The sequence below is a fragment of the Gemmobacter nectariphilus DSM 15620 genome, from assembly GCF_000429765.1.
GTDB lineage: Bacteria > Pseudomonadota > Alphaproteobacteria > Rhodobacterales > Rhodobacteraceae > Wagnerdoeblera > Wagnerdoeblera nectariphila.
In genome coordinates this window covers 83714-101119 of record NZ_AUCM01000005.1, presented here as the reverse complement: position 1 = coordinate 101119, position 17406 = coordinate 83714, and the positions used below count along the sequence as shown (strand labels likewise).

General features: G+C 66.2%; 15 protein-coding genes. 8 read left to right on the top strand and 7 right to left on the bottom strand.

What is annotated here, in order from left to right; all coding sequences use genetic code 11:
* Window positions 1-7 precede the first annotated feature (7 nt).
* Window positions 8-3229 (top strand): beta strand repeat-containing protein, encoded by a 3222-nt coding sequence (locus G481_RS0105480; RefSeq protein WP_028029129.1) that lies wholly within the window; start codon window positions 8-10, stop codon window positions 3227-3229.
* Window positions 3230-3265: 36 nt separating this feature from the next.
* Here G481_RS0105480 and G481_RS0105475 read toward each other — a convergent pair whose 3' ends face one another.
* From G481_RS0105475 to G481_RS0105465, 3 genes are all read right to left on the bottom strand, one after another.
* Window positions 3266-4075: a division plane positioning ATPase MipZ gene (locus tag G481_RS0105475; protein WP_028029128.1), complete on the bottom strand. Its 810-nt coding sequence runs from the start codon at window positions 4073-4075 to the stop codon at window positions 3266-3268.
* A 206-nt stretch (window positions 4076-4281) separates the two neighbouring features.
* The gene (adh, locus tag G481_RS0105470) at window positions 4282-5799 is read right to left on the bottom strand and encodes an aldehyde dehydrogenase (protein WP_028029127.1); all 1518 of its coding nucleotides are present in this window, start codon (window positions 5797-5799) and stop codon (window positions 4282-4284) included.
* Between the two features lie 131 nt (window positions 5800-5930).
* Window positions 5931-6875 carry a GAF domain-containing protein gene (locus tag G481_RS0105465; RefSeq protein ID WP_245594928.1) on the bottom strand — a complete coding sequence of 315 codons (945 nt, stop codon included), beginning with the start codon at window positions 6873-6875 and terminating at the stop codon, window positions 5931-5933.
* A gap of 189 nt (window positions 6876-7064) precedes the next feature.
* On the opposite strand from G481_RS0105465, the gene G481_RS26625 reads away from it, so the two are divergent.
* Together G481_RS26625 and G481_RS22925 are read left to right on the top strand one after the other, a co-directional pair.
* Window positions 7065-7259 carry a cation:proton antiporter gene (locus tag G481_RS26625; protein ID WP_245594927.1) on the top strand — a complete coding sequence of 65 codons (195 nt, stop codon included), beginning with the start codon at window positions 7065-7067 and terminating at the stop codon, window positions 7257-7259.
* 6 nt (window positions 7260-7265) lie between these two features.
* Complete coding sequence (locus G481_RS22925) at window positions 7266-8777, top strand: cation:proton antiporter domain-containing protein (RefSeq protein WP_342666564.1); 1512 nt, start codon at window positions 7266-7268, stop codon at window positions 8775-8777.
* Window positions 8778-8824: 47 nt separating this feature from the next.
* On the opposite strand, the gene rpmE is transcribed toward G481_RS22925, so the two are convergent.
* Both rpmE and rplS read right to left on the bottom strand, forming a co-directional pair.
* Window positions 8825-9046, bottom strand: a complete 222-nt coding sequence (gene rpmE / locus G481_RS0105455) for a 50S ribosomal protein L31 (protein WP_028029125.1) — start codon at window positions 9044-9046, stop codon at window positions 8825-8827.
* Between the two features lie 11 nt (window positions 9047-9057).
* A complete protein-coding gene (gene rplS, locus G481_RS0105450) occupies window positions 9058-9432 on the bottom strand; it encodes a 50S ribosomal protein L19 (RefSeq protein WP_028029124.1) in 375 nt (124 codons plus the stop codon).
* 304 nt (window positions 9433-9736) lie between these two features.
* On the opposite strand from rplS, the gene truB reads away from it, so the two are divergent.
* Complete coding sequence (truB, locus tag G481_RS0105445) at window positions 9737-10639, top strand: tRNA pseudouridine(55) synthase TruB (RefSeq protein WP_028029123.1); 903 nt, start codon at window positions 9737-9739, stop codon at window positions 10637-10639.
* 89 nt (window positions 10640-10728) lie between these two features.
* Here the strand turns inward: truB and G481_RS0105440 are convergent, their stop codons facing one another.
* Both G481_RS0105440 and G481_RS0105435 read right to left on the bottom strand, forming a co-directional pair.
* The gene (locus G481_RS0105440; protein ID WP_051294322.1) at window positions 10729-12213 is read right to left on the bottom strand and encodes an aldehyde dehydrogenase; all 1485 of its coding nucleotides are present in this window, start codon (window positions 12211-12213) and stop codon (window positions 10729-10731) included.
* A 50-nt stretch (window positions 12214-12263) separates the two neighbouring features.
* Window positions 12264-13691: an APC family permease gene (locus G481_RS0105435; protein ID WP_028029121.1), complete on the bottom strand. Its 1428-nt coding sequence runs from the start codon at window positions 13689-13691 to the stop codon at window positions 12264-12266.
* Window positions 13692-13893: 202 nt separating this feature from the next.
* Between G481_RS0105435 and G481_RS0105430 the strand changes: the two genes are divergently transcribed.
* From G481_RS0105430 to G481_RS0105415, 4 genes are all read left to right on the top strand, one after another.
* Window positions 13894-14679, top strand: a complete 786-nt coding sequence (locus G481_RS0105430) for an IclR family transcriptional regulator (protein WP_028029120.1) — start codon at window positions 13894-13896, stop codon at window positions 14677-14679.
* 13 nt (window positions 14680-14692) lie between these two features.
* Window positions 14693-16051 (top strand): aminotransferase class III-fold pyridoxal phosphate-dependent enzyme, encoded by a 1359-nt coding sequence (locus G481_RS0105425; RefSeq protein ID WP_028029119.1) that lies wholly within the window; start codon window positions 14693-14695, stop codon window positions 16049-16051.
* Window positions 16052-16200: 149 nt separating this feature from the next.
* The gene (locus G481_RS0105420; protein WP_028029118.1) at window positions 16201-16989 is read left to right on the top strand and encodes an SDR family NAD(P)-dependent oxidoreductase; all 789 of its coding nucleotides are present in this window, start codon (window positions 16201-16203) and stop codon (window positions 16987-16989) included.
* Complete coding sequence (locus tag G481_RS0105415; protein ID WP_028029117.1) at window positions 16982-17332, top strand: dihydroneopterin aldolase; 351 nt, start codon at window positions 16982-16984, stop codon at window positions 17330-17332. The genes G481_RS0105420 and G481_RS0105415 overlap by 8 nt, the downstream gene beginning before the upstream one ends.
* The last annotated feature ends 74 nt before the right edge of the window (window positions 17333-17406 follow it).

Here is a 17406-nt window from a genome sequence, read left to right as displayed (position 1 = left end):
GAAGACAATGGCACTCACTGGTCTGCCTACCGGATCGGGCGATGATCTGGTCACCGTGACACCGACCGGCCAATATTCGGTGAACGGCGAAGGTGGAACCGATACCTTGCGAGTGGACTACAGGACGCTTTCGTCCAACATTGATTATCGTTATGTGGCAAATGGTTGGTATACCTATACCGATGATTTCTTCAACCGGATCGACCATTACGGCTTTGAACGCTACGAGCTGTGGTTCGGTGCGGGCGATGACGTTCTGAACGGCGCCGGGCTGAATGACAGCCTGTCGGGCGGGGCGGGGAATGACCGAATCACCAGCGGGCTGGGGGCTGACAGCATTGACGGCGGGATCGGCAAGGATCGCTGGATCGCCGACTACAGCGGGCTGAACGTCGATGTGAAGATCTCGCTGTTGCCGACCGACTGGGTGACGGTTGCCGCCACCGGCGCGCAGGTGCGGCGGATCGAGGAGGTGACGCTGGCATCGGGGTCGGGGGCCGACCTGCTGAACGTGCGCAGCGTGACCGGGAACCACAGCTTTGACGCAGGGGCCGGAGATGACGTGTTCCGCGTCAAGTCGGGCGTCTCCAGCTATAATGGCGGCGCCGGTTTCGACCGCCTGGACGCCGATTTCTCGGCGGCGACCAGCCGGATCACCCAGGTCTATACCGCCAACGGCTGGCACAAGCTGGCCGATGCCGACGGCTCGCGCTCGGTCGATTTCTACGGGGTCGAGCAGTTCTGGCTGACCGGCGGCAGCGCGGGCGATTCGCTTTGGGGTGCCGATGGCAATGACAAGCTGATCGGAAATGGCGGAAACGACTGGCTGAACGGTGCTGGCGGCAATGACACGATTCAGGGCGGCGACGGCATTGATACCTGGCAAGCGAATTTCGGCGCGCTGACCACGGGCCTCACCATCGATCTGAACACCGACACCGCAAGCGTTGCCAGCATTCTGGGGATCGAAGCGATCCACGCCCTGTCCGGCAAGGGCAACGACAGGCTGACCGCCCATGCCGAGGCCTATAACGACAGCATCTACGGCAACGACGGCAATGATGTCATCTCGACCGGTCGCGGCAAGGATACGGTCGACGGGGGCGCCGGAACCGATACGCTGGTGATGAACTGGGGGGCGATCAGCGACAATATCATCCATCGCTATACCGCGAACGGCTGGTATCGCTATTCCGACAAGGCCGGGGACCGCGTCGATTACTATGGGATCGAGCGGTTCGACCTGACCGGCGGGGCTGGCAACGACTGGCTGGGCGGCGGCAGCGACAAGGACACGCTGCGCGGCGGTCTGGGCGACGATACGCTGAACAGCGGCGAGGGCCGGGCCACCATCGACGGTGGCGAAGGCAACGATCTGTGGGAGGCGAACCTTGGCGCGCTGAGCGTTGCGGCGATCTTTGACGCGGCCGACAGTCAGGCGAATTCGCAGATGACGGCACGGTCTTTCGATCTGCGCAATATCGAGCGGGTCGGGCTGACGCTGGGCGCGGGGGACGACAGCATCAGCACGCAGGGGTTCGCGCTGGATGACTGGGTGACGGGCGCTGCCGGAGATGACACGGTCAATCTTGGGACCGGGCATGACACCTTCAATGCAGGCGACGGGACCGATCTGCTGATCCTCGACTATTCCGCGCAGACCGAGGCGGTGACGAACCGCTATACCTCGAACGGCTGGTATCGCTATGCGGTCGGCAACGATGTGCACTATGTCGATCACTATGCGGTAGAGCAGTTCAGCGTCAACGGTGGCAACAATGACGATGTGCTGACCGGGGGTGCCCTGCGCGATACCCTGCGCGGCGGCATCGGGGACGATGTGCTGAACAGTGGTGCGGGAACGGCCATGATCGACGGAGGCGCCGGCAATGACCGGTGGGAGGCGGACCTGACCGCCTTGTCCGGCGATATGGTGCTCAATGCCGCTGCCAGCCAGTCCACCGCGCAGATGGTGGCTGCCGGCTTTTCGGTGCGCCGGATCGAGGCTGTGAACCTGTCTCTGGGGATCGGCAACGATGACATCAGCACCGCAGGCTATGCGCTGGACGATACGGTGAATGCGGGCGACGGCAGGGACAAGATTGCCCTGGGTCTGGGCTTTGACGTGGTCAATGGCGGGGCCGGCACCGATATTCTGGTGCTGGACTATTCCTCGGCAACCTCGCGGGTGTCCAACTGGTACACGTCGAACGGCTGGTATCGCTATGGCGATACCGATGGCACGATGGCAACCGATCACTACGCGATCGAGCGGTTCAACGTGAAGGGCGGCCTGGCGGGTGATCTGCTGGATGGCGGCGCGCTGGCGGACACGCTGATCGGGGGAGGCGGCAATGACGTGCTCAATGGCGGCACGGGCGGGGCTGACCGCATCTCGGGCGGCTACGGCGACGATACCTGGGTGATGAACCTGTCCGCCTCCACGCTGGTGCACCATCTGACGCTGGACGCCAGTGGGGCAGGGGTGCTGTCGAACAACGGCAGCAACCTGACCAGCATCGAGAACGTGCAGCTGAGCACCGGGGAAGGCGATGACGTGATCGACCTGTCGGCCTCGACCGGCAACCATGTGCTGTCGACAGGGGCAGGCAACGATCTGGTCAATCTGGGTCAGGGGCTGCACCATTCGGTCGATGGCGGTGCCGGGACCGATACGCTGATCGGCAGTGCTGCGATGGCAGAGATGGGGGTCAGGTCGGTCTATGTCTCGAACGGCTGGTATTCGCTGCGCAGCGCGGACGGGGCGTTCAGCCTGGACTATTACGCCGTCGAACAGTTCGACCTGACCGGATCGGCCCGGTCCGACAACATGTTCGGCCATGGCGGCAACGACACGCTGCGCGGCGCCGCCGGGGCCGACATCCTGAACGGGGGTGCCGGTGACGATGTGCTCTTTGGCGGGGCGGGGGCTGACCAGTTCTGGTTCAGCATGTCGGACGCCGGCGTGGACCTGATCGCCGATGCCGAGGTTGGCGATTTCCTGCGCCTGAGCGGGGTCGGGGTCAACAGCCTGACATCCGGCGACGGGACCGGGATCGTCGCGGGTCAGGCCCAGATCCAGAGTTCGGGGGGCGTGACGTCCATCTTCCTGGGGCTGGACGGAACGGCAGGCTATGACTTCCGCGTCGATCTGACTGGCACGTTCGATGTGGCGGATTTCCAGATCCTGAACTCGGGCTATACCGGGGCCGATCTGATCCTGATCTAGGTCAGGCGTGCCGTGGGGGCCATGCGCCCCCGCGGTTCAGAACGCGACGTCGACCCCCGGCAGGTTCACCGCGCGCATCAGGTCGCGCAATTCCTGCCGGGCGGCGACGTTCGAGATGTTGAGGTTGTCGACCCCGACATCCTTCAGGTCCAGCAGCGTCAGCCCGCGCGGGAACAGCTCGCGAAAGATGACGCGTTCGGAAAAGCCGGGAATGACGCGAAAGCCGATGCGGCGCGACAGGTCTTCCAGCGCCTTGCCGACCTTTTTCTTGTTGTGCATCTGCTGGGCGCCCAGACGGTTGCGCAGCACGATCCAGTCGATGGGCTTCAGCCCTGCCTGCGCGCGCAGCTGGCGGGCCTGCCAGACCATTTCGGAATAGATCGACGGGCCAAGGATCTTGTTCGTCTCGGGGTCGATCCGGGCCAGCAGGTCAAAGTCGATGAAGCTGTCGTTCATCGGGGTGATCAGCGTATCGGCCAGCGAATGGGCCAGCTGGCTCAGCCGGGTGTGGCTGCCAGGGCAGTCGATGACGATGAAGTCGCTGCCCGCGTCCAGCGCCGAGACGGCGGCCGACAGGCGGTGGTCATAGGCATTCTCGCCCGGTTGCAGCTGGCCTGCCTCGACCTCGGGCAGATCGCGCATGTCGGGGGTGGGCAGCGCAAGGCCGGATTTCTGAGCAAAGGCGATGCGGTTTTCCACATAGCGCCCGAAGGTGCGCTGGCGCAGGTCCAGATCCAGCGCGCCGACGCGAAAGCCCGACCGCGCCAGCGCGGTTGCCACATGCATGCAGGTGGTGGACTTGCCGGAGCCGCCCTTTTCATTCCCCACGACGATGATATGCGCCATGCAATCCCCCGGAATTCACTTCTGGTGTCATAGGCGGGCGCGCGCCGAGAGGGAAGCGGGAACCTGCGACATAGCCGCCCAGAGCGGGAAGCGCGGCGAAAAAGCCGGGGAATCGGGCAAAAGGGGCCGCCCCGGCGCGGTCAGAGAGGGGCGGCGCACCGGGGTGGCCAAGGGTCCGGGCGCAACAGGCCCGGACCCTTGGAGGATCAGAAGAAGCCCAGCTTCTTCGGGTTGTAGCTGACCAGCAGGTTCTTGGTTTCCTGATAGTGGTCCAGCATCATCTTGTGCGTCTCGCGCCCGATGCCCGACTGCTTGTAGCCGCCAAAGGCCGCGCCGGCCGGATAGAGGTGATAGCAGTTGGTCCAGACCCGCCCGGCCTCGATCGCGCGGCCGGCGCGATAGGCGGTGTTGGCATCTCGCGACCACACCCCGGCGCCAAGGCCGAAGACGGTGTCATTGGCGATCTCGATGGCCTCGTCCGGGGTCTTGAACGTGGTCACCGAGACGACGGGGCCAAAGATCTCTTCCTGGAAGATCCGCATCTTGTTGTGGCCCTCGAACACCGTCGGCTTGATGTAATAGCCCGAGGAGATGTCGCCGTTGAACTGGTTCGCACCGCCCCCCGTCAGCACCTTGGCGCCTTCGTTCATGCCGATGTCCATGTAGCGCAGGATCTTGTCGTATTGTTCCTGGCTGGCCTGAGCGCCGATCATGGTGTTGCCGGCGCGCGGATCGCCCGCAATGATCGCCTCGACCCGCTTCAGCGCGCGTTCCATGAAGCGGTCATAGATCGATTCCTGGATCAGCGCGCGGCTGGGGCAGGTGCAGACCTCGCCCTGGTTCAGCGCGAACAGGGTGAAACCTTCCAGCGCCTTGTCGAAGAAATCGTCATCCTCATTCATCACGTCTTCAAAGAAGATGTTGGGGGATTTGCCGCCCAGCTCCAGCGTGATGTTGGTCAGGTTGTCGGCGGCCGAATGCATGATCAGCTTGCCGACCGGGGTCGATCCGGTAAAGGCGATCTTGGCGATCCGCGGGGATTTGGCCAGCGCGGCGCCCGCTTCCTCGCCCAGCCCGTTGACCACGTTCAGAACGCCGGGCGGCAGCAGATCCTCGATGAAGGACAGCAGGTAAAGGATCGAGGCGGGGGTCTGTTCCGCCGGTTTCAGCACCACGCAATTGCCGGCGGCCAGCGCGGGGGCCAGTTTCCAGGCGGCCATCAGGATGGGGAAGTTCCACGGGATGATCTGGCCGACGACGCCCAGCGGCTCGTGAAAGTGATAGGCGACGGTATCGTCGTCGATCTGGCCGATGCTGCCTTCCTGCGCGCGGATCGCCCCGGCGAAATAGCGGAAATGGTCGACGGTCAGCGGGATGTCGGCCGCCATCGTCTCGCGCAGCGGCTTGCCGTTGTCCCAGGTTTCGGCAATCGCGATGGCTTCAAGGTTCTGTTCGATCCGGTCCGCGATCTTCAGCAGGATGTTGGACCGTTCGGTCACGCTGGTTGCGGCCCATTTGCGGCGGGCGGCATGGGCGGCGTCCAGCGCGGCCTCGATATCGGCTGCGTTCGAGCGGGCAACCTCGCAGACCACCGTGCCGGTGACGGGCGAGATGTTTTCCATGTAGCGGCCCGATTTCGGGGCCACCCATTGACCGCCGATGAAGTTGTCATAGCGGCTCTTGAACGGCGCGGCCTTCAGGCCGAATTCCTCGTGCTTGGTCATCTGGTCTCCTCCGGCCGTCTCCCGTGCGGCCATGAGAGAAGTGTGGGCGCAGGCGGGGCGCGCGTCAGCCGGGGGGCGAAAGCCCGCGTGCGACAGGTGTCGCAAATCTGAGACAACGGCACGAAAGAATGTTACTCGGTCCTGCCGATCTTGCGGTGCAGCGTGGCGCGGCTGATGCCCAACCTGCGCGCGGCGGCCGAAAGATTCCCGCCAGACCGCGCGATCGCGCGGGCGATGACGGCGCGTTCGCCATCCTCGGGGCGCTCGTGCGCCTCCAGCCCCAGCAGGTCGGCCAGCGGCACCGGCGCGCGGGACAGATCGCCGGTCAGGCCAAGGTGCTGACGGGCCGCGCGGGTGGCGCCGATCACCAGCTCGTCCGCATTCACCGCCAGCAGCGCGCCAAGGCCGCGGTCCAGCCCCGGCACCAGCACCATCCGCGCCTTGGGAAAGCGGGCGTGAAACAGATCGGCCTCGATCTTGCGGGCGGCTTCGGTGACGGAATGGCTGACAAGACCAGCAAAGGCCTCGGCGAAATCCTCGCGCGCGGTGGACACGTCCAGCACGGCGACCAACGCGCCATCCGCATCGTGGATCGGCGCCGAGGCGCAGGACAGCCCGATATTGGCCGACAGAAAGTGCTGGTCACGGTGAATCACCATTGGTCGGCCCTCGGCGATGCAGGTGCCGATACCGTTGGTGCCCACCGCCGATTCCGACCACAGGGTGCCCGTCCACAGACCGGCGCGGGCGAAATCGCCATCTTCGGACGCCTTGCCGCGCCGTTCCACCGGAACGCCGGTATCGCTGGCCAGCACGACACAGGCGCCGAAACTGCCCATCACGCCGAACAGCCGATCCAGCGTCGGCTGGGCCGAAACCAGCACGGGTTCCATGCGCGCGCGGACCTGGGCAAGTTCGGCCTGGGTCATCCGCTCGTCCCGGGGGCGCAGAGAGGGTGCCAGCCCATGGTGGCGGGCCGATCGCATCCAGGACGCCACGACCGATGAGCGCGCCGCGCCGCCCGCGCCAAGCGCAGCGGTGACGGCTTCTTCGTGGCGACGTTCCAGCCGGGTCATCATGCTCCCTTGTCAGGTGCTGACAGGGGCCTCCGCTCCCCGGACGCAAGGCCCGCAACATCACTGACAAGGCCCGATGCTACGGATCATGCCGCCACGGGTAAAGGCAAATGTTGCGATCCCCTTGCGGCCCCCTTGCCTTGGCCGTCCATGGCGTCATGCTGGGCGCGCGGGGCAAGGGGGCATGGCATGGCAGAAACGGCAGCGCAAACGGCTCTGGCTGCGCCGCACGGGATCGATCTGACGGTGGTCGTCGTCATGCTTGCGGCGGCCGTGGTGGCGGTGCCGCTGTTCCGCCGGGCCGGGCTTGGGTCGGTCCTTGGCTATCTGGCGGCGGGGCTTGCCATAGGGCCGCATGGGCTGGGGCTGTTCCAGGATGCGTAATCCGTCATCCGGCTGGCCGAGCTGGGGGTCGTGCTGTTCCTGTTCGTGATCGGGCTGGAGATGCGCCCGGACCGGCTGTGGTCCATGCGGGGCGAGATCTTCGGGCTGGGGCTGGTCTACATGCTGGTCGGCATCGCCGCGCTGATCTGTGTGGGCATCGCGCTTGGCTATCCGGTGGCCGCCAGTTTCGTGGCCGCCAGCGGCTTTGTCATGAGTTCCACCGCCATCTGCATGCAGTTGCTGGCCGAGCGCGGCCAGGCCGCCCTGCCGCGGGGGCGGCGGATGTTTTCCATCCTGCTGCTCGAGGATCTGGCCATCGTGCCGCTGCTGGCCATCGTGGCCTTCATGGCCCCCGGCGGCGACGAGGCGACCTGGGCCGACCGGCTGCGTGGTATCGGGATCGGCCTTGCGGCCATTGCGGTGCTGGTGCTGGCGGGGCGCTATCTGCTGGACCCGATGTTTCGCCTGCTGGCCCGGTTCGGCGCGCGCGAGGTGATGACGGCGGCCGCGCTGCTGGTCGTGCTGGGCGCGGCGATGCTGATGCAGGCGGGCGGGCTGTCGATGGCGATGGGCGCCTTTCTGGCCGGGGTTCTGCTGTCGGAATCGCGCTTCCGCTTTCAGCTCGAGGCAGATGTCGAACCGTTCCGGGGGCTGTTGCTGGGGCTGTTCTTCCTGGGCGTCGGCATGGCGCTGGATCTTGGGGTTATCGCGCGCAATCTGGGCCTGATCCTGGTGGCGGTGCCGGCCTTTCTGGGGTTGAAGATGGTGGTGCTGTTCGCGGTGGCGCGCCTGTTCCGGGCCAGCCGGGCCGAGGCGCTGGAGCGCGCGGTGATCATGGCCCAGGGCGGCGAATTCGCCTTTGTCCTCTATGGCACGGCGGTGCAGTTCGGCATCTTGCGGGCCGAATGGAACGCGATCCTGACCGCGATCGTCATCATCTCGATGATCCTGACCCCCGTGATGATCTTGCTGCATGACCGTTTCGCCGCGCGCCAGGTCGCGGCCCCCGAAGGCTTGCCGGCCCCCGAGGCGGTGGCAGGCAGCGTGCTGATCGTCGGCTATGGCCGCATGGGGCAGATCATCAGCCAGCCGCTTCTGGAGCGTGGATACAGCCTGACGATCATCGACAACGATCCGCAAGCCATCCGCGAGGCCGGCGAGCGGGGATTCAAGATCTGGTATGGCGATGGCGGGCGGCCGGAAATCCTCAAGGCCGCAGGGGCGGAAAGGGCGCGGCTGATCATCGCTGCGGCAGGTGATCGCGATTCCGTGACGCGCATTGCCGAACATGCCCGCGAGAACTGCCCGAATGTGCCGGTGCTGGCCCGTGCCTTCGACCGCGATCACGCGCGCGAATTGCTGGAGGCCGGGGTCGCCTGGCCGCTGCATGAAACCCTGGAAAGCGCGCTGGCCATGGGGCACGAGGCGCTGATCCGGCTGGGCGAGGCGCCTCCCTCGGCCGATGCGCTGATCGCCGACATCCGGCGGCGCGATACCGGGGAGACGGCCACGCAATGAAAAAGGCGCGCCGTGCGGGCGCGCCTTTGACAGACCTGTCGCTGGGCTCAGAAGCCGAGGCCGGCGTATTTGTTCTTGAACTTCGACACGCGGCCGCCGGTGTCCATCAGCTTGGCGTTGCCGCCGGTCCAGGCCGGATGCGCCAGCGGGTCGATGTCGAGCGCGAGCACGTCGCCCTCTTTGCCCCAGGTGCTGCGGATCTGGTAGGTGGACCCGTCGGTCATCTTGACCGTGATCATGTGATAGTCGGGGTGGATTCCGTCTTTCATGGCTCCGGTCCTCACTCGCCTTTGGATTTGGTGTTCGAGATCTCGGCGATGCGGGCCGATTTGCCGCGACGCGAGCGCAGGTAGTAGAGTTTCGCGCGGCGCACGCGGCCACGGCGAACGACCTCGATCGAGTCGATGTTGGTCGAGTAGAGCGGGAAGACGCGCTCGACGCCTTCGCCGAACGAAATCTTGCGGACGGTGAACGAGGCCGAGATGGTCGCGCCACCTTTACGGCTGATGCACACGCCTTCGTAGTTCTGGATCCGCGAGCGGGTGCCCTCGGTCACCTTGAAGCCGACGCGCACGGTGTCGCCAGCCTTGAAGTCGGGGATCTTCTTGTCCAGGGCGGCAATTTGCTCCGCCTCGATCTGCGCGATGAGGTTCATGCGCCAGTATCCTTTCCTGCTCGCGGTGGTCCGCGATGTGATTGCCGCGCCAAGAGCTCCTGGTCTTCGATCGGGTCCAGCCATGGCTGCCCGCCGGAGAACGGTCGCGCTGTTGATGCCTTGCCTGCCGGCCTGACCCCGCCGAAGATCATGGGGCATCGGTCAACAGAAAAAGGGTCCGCAAGCCGATTCCGGCCCCGAACCTGCGCCGTATAGGCCCTGTGCCTGCGCCGGTCAAGCGGGGCGGTTGACGGCGCGGTGCGGCGCGGCTATCGGGCGGGGCTTTTAGGCTGAAGGGGGCGACATGGCACGCGGGCGCAAGGGCAAACCGGTTTCCGGCTGGCTGGTGGTGGACAAGCCGGCGGGCGTCACCTCGACCTCGGTCGTGGGAAAGGTGCGCTGGGCGCTGAACGCGCAAAAGGCCGGTCACGCCGGCACGCTGGACCCGGCCGCGACCGGCGTTCTGGCGATCGCGCTGGGCGAGGCGACCAAGACCGTGCCGTTCATCACCGATGCGGTGAAATGCTATCGTTTTCGCGTGCGGCTGGGGGCATCCACGACGACCGACGATGCCGAAGGCGCGGTGATCGCCACCAGCGAGAGCCGCCCCACCGATGCGCAGATCGAGGCGGCGCTGGGCGCGTTCCGCGGCGACATCATGCAGGTGCCGCCGCAGTTTTCCGCCGTGAAGGTCGATGGCGAGCGCGCCTATGACATTGCCCGCGATGGCGAGGCGATGGATCTGGTGGCCCGCCCGCTGTGGGTCGAGCGGCTGGAGATGCTGGGCCGTCCGGATGCCGATCATGTCGATCTGGAAATGGTTTGCGGCAAGGGCGGTTATGTGCGGTCCATCGCGCGCGATCTGGGGCTGGCGCTGGGCTGCTTTGGCCATGTCGCCTGGCTGCGGCGCGAATGGTCAGGGCCGTTCCGCGCCGATCAGGGGATCTCGCTCGACGAGATCGACCGCCTTGCCCGCACGCCCGAGCTGGAGGCGCGGCTGCTGCCGCTGGAGGTGGGGCTGCACGACCTGCCCGAGGTGCAGGCGAGCGAGCTGGGCGCTGTGCGGCTGCGCAATGGCAATCCGGGGCAGGTGATCGGCAACCTGCCGTTCGGCACCGAATGCTGGGCCAGCCAGGATGGCCGGGCGGTGGCGGTCGGGCGCTATATGGGGGGCGAGCTGCACCCCTCGCGCGTGTTCGTGGTCTGAGGCGGGGCAGGGGGGCCTTCTGCCCCCCTCGGCGCGCAGGCGCGCCTTCACCCCCCGAGGATATTTTCGGACAGATGAAAGGGCCGGGGTCAGAGCTGGATCCAGGCCGTCTTGAGATCGGTGTATTTGTCGAGCGCGTGCAGCGATTTGTCATGCCCGTTGCCCGATTGCCGGACGCCGCCCAGGGGCACCGTGCCATCGGTGCCGCCATAGGTGTTGACGTGAACGACCCCGGTGCGCAGGGCGCGGATCATCCGGTGGGCGCGGGACAGATTGGCTGTCCAGACCCCGGCCGCGAGCCCGTAATCGGAGGCATTGGCGAGGCGCGCCGCCTCGTCTTCGGTGTCAAAGGGCGTGACCGCAAGCACGGGGCCGAACACCTCTTCGCGGTAGAGGCGGTGGTGGGGGGCGACGTCGGTGACGATGGTCGGCTTCATGTACCAGCCGCCGGTTTCGGTCAGCGTGCGATCGCCCCCAAGGACGATCTGGCCACCTTCGGCAACGGCATCGCGCAGAAAGCCAAGGTTGCGGTCCAGTTGCGGCTCGGAATTGATGGCGCCGATCTGGGTGGTCAGCTGTAGCGGATTGCCCGGCTGCATCCTTGCGGATGCCTGCGACAGGGCGGCGACGAAGTCGTCATGGATGCTGCGTTCGACCAACAGGCGCGAGCCGGCCACGCAGACCTGCCCGGCATTGCGAAAGATCGCGGTGGCCGCCGATTGCGCGGCGGCGCCAAGGTCAGGGGTATCGGCAAAGACGATGTTGGGCGACTTGCCCCCCAGTTCCAGATAGCAGCGCTTGAGGTTCGAGCGGGCGGAATATTCCAGCAGACGCCGCCCGGTGGCGCCCGAGCCGGTAAAGACCAGCACATCGACATCCATCGACAGCGCCAATGCTGCGCCGGTGATGTGGCCGGGGCCGGTGACAACGTTCAGAACGCCGGGCGGCAGGCCCGCCTCGAGCGCAAGTTCGGCCAGCCGCAACAGGGTCAGCGAGGCGGTTTCCGCAGGTTTCAGCACCACGGAATTGCCCATGGCCAGCGCGGGGGCCAGTTTCCACGCGCCGATCATCAGGGGAAAGTTCCACGGCACGATGGCGCCGACGACACCCACGGGGTCACGGTGGATCAGGCCCAGAACGTCCGGCGCGGTGGGGGCGATTTCGCCATACACCTTGTCCAGCGCCTCGGCGTAATAGCGGAAGGTGCCGGCGGCGCTGCCCGGTTCGGCCTTGAGCGCCATGGAAATCTCGGTGCCATTGTCGCGCACGCCCAGCACCGCCAGTTCCAGCGCATGTTGCTGGATCAGGTCGGCCAGCCGGTGCAGCACCGCCTTGCGCGCGGCGGGGGGCTGGCGCGACCAGCGCCCATCCTCGAACGCGGCGCGGGCCGAGGTGACGGCGCGGCCGACATCGGCCGCCGTCGCGCTGGCAAGGGTGGTCAGCGGCTGCCCGTCGATAGGCGAGAGCACCGGCAGGGGATCGCCCGTGCCGTCGACCCAGGCCCCCTCGATCAGAAGCGGGCGGGCGGTCACGGGGGCTGCGGACAGGCGGTCGATCTCGGTCTGGGTGACCATGGCATCCTCGGGGCAGGGCCGGGGCGCGGGGGGCGCCCCGGTGGGGTGGGTTACAGCTTGGCCTTGCCCAGATCGGCAAAGCGCGCCGGATCGCGGCGGGCCAGCCGGATCGCCAGCGCATAGCCCACGATGGCCGCCACGATGATCAGCCCCGGCAGCGCCACCGCCAGCACACCCGAGGCGCCGGTCAGCGCGCCGAAGTCCATGAAGATCTTGACGAACAGCCCGGCCATCACGATGCCCGACAGGATGGGCAGGATCTTGGTCGAGATCACGCTTTCCCCCATGGCATCCTTGGCGAAGAAGGCGGCGATGGCAAAGGAAGACAGCGCCATCAGCCCCAGAATGCCCAGCGTGCCCACCTGCGTCAGCCAGACGAACAGCTCCAGCACCGGATCGCGCTCCAGCGCGACAAAGATGGTGACGACGACCAGCGCAAGGATGGTCTGAACGATGGACCCCATGTGCGGCGACATGTGGCGGGCATGGGTGGTGCCCATGCGGTCGGGCAGGATCCCCTCGCGCCCCGCGACGAACTTGTAGCGCGCCACGGCGTTATGAAAGGCCAGAACGGCAGCAAAGATCGAGGTGACGAACAGGATGCCCATGATCAGCGTCGGCAGATCGCCCAGATACTGGCCCGAGAGTTCGAACAGGAAGTTGTCGGGGCCGTTCGCTTCCAGCGTCGGGATCAGATTGTCGACGCCGACCCCCATGATCATCAGCCACGAGGTCAGGATGTAGAAGATGCCGATGGCCAGCACCGACATGTAGGTCGCTTGCGGCACGGTGCGGGCGGGGTTGCGTGCCTCTTCGGAATAGATGGTCGTCGCCTCGAACCCGATGAAGGCGGCAAAGCAGAACAGGATCCCGATGGACGGCGTGCCCGAGGTCAGGTTTTCCCAGCTGAAGGGCGCAAGGTTCAGCCCTTCGGCCCCGCCGCTGGTCAGGATGGCCGCGTCCAGCAGCAGCACGATGGCGAATTCCGCCAGCACCAGCACCATCAGCACCTTGGCCGACAGATCGACCTGCCGATAGCCCATGACCGCGACCAGCGCGATGGCGGCATAGGCCCAGACCCACCAGGGCAGATCCAGCCCGAAACTGGCCGCCGTGCCCGAGGCCACCGCGCCGAACAGCCCGATCAGCCCGATCTGCATGCCGTTATAGGCCAGGATCGCGACCAGCGCCGCCGCGCCGCCCAGGCGCCCGCCAAGACCCTGCGCGGTAAAGGCATAAAAGGCGCCCGCGTTCTTCACATGCCGGGCCATCGCCACATAGCCGACCGAAAAGGCCAGCAGGATCAGCGTGACAATGGCAAAGCTGGCCGCGATGCCCGCGCCATTGCCGAACAGCATCGAGGGCGGCACGCCGCCGCCCGATCCGGTCAGTGGGGCCGCTGCCGAGACGACAAGGAACGTGATCGCCCCGACGCCAAGCGAATTGCGTTTCAGCTGGTTGGGTGCGGCCTCAGCCATGGCACCGATCCGATACACGCAAAGGTTGCATTTTTTCCGTCCCTCCTGCTATCATGGCTGCAGACGTGGATCGCCTGTCGTCTGGTTCGTTATTCGAACCAATGGTTCAAAATAATTTGACAGGCTCTGCGACAATCTGTCAACTCAAATGGCCAGGGGCGTATTGGGCCTCGCGGCAATTGCCGGAAAAACAGGCTGTTCCATGACGACCGTTGCCAAGGCGCTTGATCTTCTGGGTCTGTTCGACCGCGCGCGACCCTATATCGGCCTGTCCGAAATCGCGCGGCTGTCCGGGCTGAACAAGGCGACCTGCCATCGCCTGCTGGGTGATCTGGTGGCGGCCGGCTTGCTGGAACAGGTCGGCCCGGCCCGCGAATACCGGCTGGGTCCGGCCGTGCTGCGCCTTGCGATGCTGCGCGAGGCCACGGTGCCGATGCGATCCGCCGCCCGGCCCGAGCTGGAGCGGCTGGCCGAGGCGACGGGCGAGACCAGCCATGTCTCGGTGCTGGCAGGGCAACGGCTGAGGCCGCTGGACCATGCCTATTCCGCGCGCCACCCGATGCGGGTGATCATGTCGGATGCCGACGATCTGCCATTCCATGCCACCGCCTCGGGGCTTGCCGTGCTGGCCGCGCTGCCACAGTCGCAGGGGGCGTTGCTGCTGTCGGGGAACCTGCCGCGCCTGACGCCGATGACCGAAACCGACCCCGCGCGCCTTGCCGCCCGGATCGAACTGGCCCGCAGGCGCGGCTTTGCCGAAAGCCTTGGCGGCTATCAGGTCGATGTGCATTCGCTGGCCGTGCCGCTGTTCGGTGCCGATGGGGCCTGTGCGGGGGCGCTGGCCGTGGCCGCGCCGGGCCTTCGCATGACCGAGACCGCCCGCGCGCTGATCCGGGCCGAGCTTGGCCGCGCCGCGCTGGCCATCACCACGCATTGGGGCGGCGTGCCGCCCGACGATTTTGCCGCCCTCTGGCGCCAAGCCGCCTGAAGAAAGGACTGCCATGAAAGACGCCAACTTCCTCAAGGCCCACAACGCCCGCAGCCTGTGGCACCCGATGACCGCGCCGGCCGACAGCCTGAACACCCCGCCCATCATCGTGACCGGGGCCGAGGGCACACGCATCCGCGACATCGACGGGCACGAGGTGGTGGATGCTGTCGGCGGGCTGTGGAACGTGAACCTTGGCTATTCCTGCCAGCCGGTCAAGGATGCCATTTCGGCCCAGCTGGACCGGCTGCCCTATTACTCGATCTTTCGCGGCACCTCGAATGATTGCGTGATCGAACTGGCCGAGGATCTGCGCGATTTCTTTGCCCCTGACGGGCTGACGCGGGCCTTCTATACCTCGGGCGGCGGGGACAGCGTGGAAACCGCGCTGCGCCTGGCGCGCCAGTATCACAAGATCCGGGGCGAGGCCGGACGGGTCAAGTTCCTGTCGCTGAAGAAGGGCTATCACGGCACCCATTTCGGCGGCGCCTCGGTGAACGGGAATGCGAATTTTCGCACCGCCTATGAACCGCTGCTGCCCGGCTGCCACCATATTCCGGCGCCCTACACCTATCGCAATCCGTTCAATGAGGCCGATCCGGCGCGCCTCGCGCAGCTGTGCCTTGCCGCGCTGGAGGACGAGATCGCTTTTCAAGGCGCCGGCACCATTGCCGCCTTCATCATGGAGCCGATCCTGGGCGCGGGCGGCGTGATCCCGCCGCATCCCAGCTTTATGCCGGGGGTCGAGGCGATCTGCCGCAAGAACGGCATCCTGCTGATCGCGGACGAGGTGATCACCGCCTTCGGCCGCACCGGGGCCTGGTCGGGCAGCCGTTTGTGGGGGGTGAAGCCCGACTTCATGTGCACCGCCAAGGCGATCACCAATGGCTATTTCCCCTTTGGTGCGGTGATGATCGCCGAACATGTCGCCGAGGTATTCGAAAAGGATGAAACCGGCCGCGCGGCGATCGGGCATGGCTATACCTATTCCGGCCATCCGGTCGGCGCGGCGGCGGCGATCGCCTGCCTGGCCGAGACACGGCGGCTGAACGTGACCCAGAACGCCGCCGCGCGCGGGACGCAACTGTTCGCCGGTCTCAAGGCCCTTCAGGCGAAATACGAGGTGATTGGCGATGTGCGCGGCGGTCATGGGCTGATGCTGGCGCTGGAACTGGTGTCTGACCGGGCGACCAAGGCCCCTGCGGCCAAGCCGGTGCCGGGTCAGGTGCAAGAGGTCGCCTACCGCGCAGGCGCCATGGTGCGAGTGTCGGGGCCGAACATCATCCTCTCGCCCCCGTTGGTGCTGAGCGCGGCGGATGCCGATGTGATCCTGGCGGCGCTGGATGCGGGGTTTGCCAGCCTGACGGCCTGACATCGGCGGGGCAGGGGGGCCGTCTGCCCCCCTCGGATCGGCAGGGCCGATCCTCACCCCCCGAGGATATTTTCGGACAGATGAAAGAACCAAGGTTTGCCTTGCGCCGTATCAGGTCTAGATCAGCCTGAATGTCAGGGGAGACCGACATGAGCCAACCACCCGCCGCCCCCGCGGCGCTTGTCACCGGGGCGGCGCGACGCCTGGGCGCGGCCATGGTGCGCCGCCTGGCGTCCGAGGGGTTCCGCGTGGCGCTGCATTGCCATGCCTCGGTGGCCGAGGCAGAGGCGCTGGCCGAGGGGGTGCGCGCATCCGGCGGGATCTGCGAGGTGGTGACGGGCGATCTGGCCCGCCGCGCCGACTGCGAGCGGATCTGGGACGAGACGGCCCGGCGCCTTGGGCCGGTATCGCTGCTGGTCAACAACGCCTCGACCTTTCGCAATGACGATATCGTCGGGGCCGAGGAGGCCGTGCTTGACGACCATATGGCGGTGAACCTCAAGGCGCCGGTCTGGCTGACGGAACGCATGGCAACCCAGCGCGATCTGCCGGCAGGGGCGCTTGTGGTGAACATGCTCGACAACAAGTGCTTTGCACTGAACCCGGATTTCTTCACCTATACGCTGTCCAAGACCGCGCTGCATACGGCCACCACGCTGTGCGCCATGCGCTTTGCCGGGCGCCCGCGCGTGTGCGGGATCGCGCCGTCGATCACGCTGATCTCGGGCAAGCAGACCGAGGAAAACTTTCGTAAATCCGCCCGCATCAACCCCCTTCACCGCCGCGTGCAGCCCGATGACATCTGCGATGCGCTGATCATGCTCTGGCAGGCGCAGGCGCTGAACGGCGAGGTGGTGGTGCTGGACGGTGGTCAGGTCCACTGGCGACTGGACCGCGACGTGGCGTTTCTGGTCAAGGAGGGTCTGACCAATGGCTGAATTCCTGATCGAGGTGAACGAGCAGGAGGTCGGCATCGTCATCGGCCTGCACGATCACGAAAAATCCGCGCCCCAACGGGTGGTGATCACGGTGCAGGTGCTGACGGCCGATGTCTCGGGCCGGGCGAGTGATTATGTGGATTATGACGCCATCGTCCACCGCATCCGCAGCTATGCCGGCACCCGGGTCGAGACGCAGGAGGATCTGATCCTAGAGCTTCATGCCTTCGTGATGGCGCTGCCGAATGTGCAGGCCGCGCGGGTCTGTTCGCGCAAACCCGATATTTTCGACGATTGCGCCTGGGTCGGGCTGTGCTATCCGGCGCGGCCCCTGTTCGGCTGACGGGCTTTCATCTGTCCAAAAATATCCCGGGGGCAGGCACGCCCTGACCGCAGGCCCAACGGTGCCATGGGGCA

Bases quoted from the DNA above. Each gene is read 5' to 3' on its own strand.
- rpmE (WP_028029125.1), bottom strand. From the start codon at position 9,046: ATGAAAGACGGAATCCACCCCGACTATCACATGATCACGGTCAAGATG.
- G481_RS0105475 (WP_028029128.1), bottom strand. From the start codon at position 4,075: ATGGCGCATATCATCGTCGTGGGGAATGAAAAGGGCGGCTCCGGCAAG.
- G481_RS26625 (WP_245594927.1), top strand. From the start codon at position 7,065: ATGGCAGAAACGGCAGCGCAAACGGCTCTGGCTGCGCCGCACGGGATC.
- G481_RS0105415 (WP_028029117.1), top strand. From the start codon at position 16,982: ATGGCTGAATTCCTGATCGAGGTGAACGAGCAGGAGGTCGGCATCGTC.
- G481_RS0105480 (WP_028029129.1), top strand. From the start codon at position 8: ATGGCACTCACTGGTCTGCCTACCGGATCGGGCGATGATCTGGTCACC.
- G481_RS0105420 (WP_028029118.1), top strand. From the start codon at position 16,201: ATGAGCCAACCACCCGCCGCCCCCGCGGCGCTTGTCACCGGGGCGGCG.
- G481_RS0105440 (WP_051294322.1), bottom strand. From the start codon at position 12,213: ATGGTCACCCAGACCGAGATCGACCGCCTGTCCGCAGCCCCCGTGACC.
- adh (WP_028029127.1), bottom strand. From the start codon at position 5,799: ATGACCAAGCACGAGGAATTCGGCCTGAAGGCCGCGCCGTTCAAGAGC.
- rplS (WP_028029124.1), bottom strand. From the start codon at position 9,432: ATGAACCTCATCGCGCAGATCGAGGCGGAGCAAATTGCCGCCCTGGAC.
- G481_RS0105430 (WP_028029120.1), top strand. From the start codon at position 13,894: ATGACGACCGTTGCCAAGGCGCTTGATCTTCTGGGTCTGTTCGACCGC.
- G481_RS0105465 (WP_245594928.1), bottom strand. From the start codon at position 6,875: ATGACCCGGCTGGAACGTCGCCACGAAGAAGCCGTCACCGCTGCGCTT.
- G481_RS0105425 (WP_028029119.1), top strand. From the start codon at position 14,693: ATGAAAGACGCCAACTTCCTCAAGGCCCACAACGCCCGCAGCCTGTGG.
- truB (WP_028029123.1), top strand. From the start codon at position 9,737: ATGGCACGCGGGCGCAAGGGCAAACCGGTTTCCGGCTGGCTGGTGGTG.
- G481_RS0105435 (WP_028029121.1), bottom strand. From the start codon at position 13,691: ATGGCTGAGGCCGCACCCAACCAGCTGAAACGCAATTCGCTTGGCGTC.